A 487-nucleotide genomic window follows, 5' to 3' on the forward strand; every position below is an offset into this window, starting at 1 on the left:
TGGTGTGTGCCCCCCCCCCCCCTCCCGCCGCGTTAATCACGTTGTCGCCCGCCACGGTGTTGATGGTGACGGTTGGCAGCGCAGTGTCGACCAGCAGGTTCGCACTGTTGCTCACGCTGTTGCCCACGCCGTTGGTGGCGGTCGCGTTCAGGGTGTAGTTCGCCTGACCCAGACCCGCCAGATCGGCGGCCGGAACCGTCAGGCTCCAGGTACCGTCTGCCGCCGTGGTGGCCGTGTAGTTTTTACCGTTCAGGGTCACGGTCACCACGGTGCCTTCTGCCAGGTTGGCGCTGGTGCCGCTGACGTTCAGATCCTGGCCTTTCTCCACCGCGTTCAGGACGTTGTCATCGCTGATGGCGTTGAAATTAACCGATGGCAGACCGGTATCCACGGTCACACTATGGGTGCCGGTGCCGGTATTGCCCGCCGCGTCAGTGACTGACGCAGTCACGGTCACGCTGCCGTCGCTGAGGCCGGAAATGACGCT

General features: G+C 64.1%; 1 protein-coding gene. It reads right to left on the bottom strand.

What is annotated here, in order from left to right; translation table 11 throughout:
* The coding region (locus AK59_RS01000000123960) for an Ig-like domain-containing protein (protein WP_032618752.1) at positions 1-487 on the bottom strand (487 nt) is incomplete at both ends.

It is taken from the genome of Enterobacter sp. T1-1 (assembly GCF_000710795.1).
Taxonomy (GTDB): domain Bacteria; phylum Pseudomonadota; class Gammaproteobacteria; order Enterobacterales; family Enterobacteriaceae; genus Enterobacter; species Enterobacter cloacae.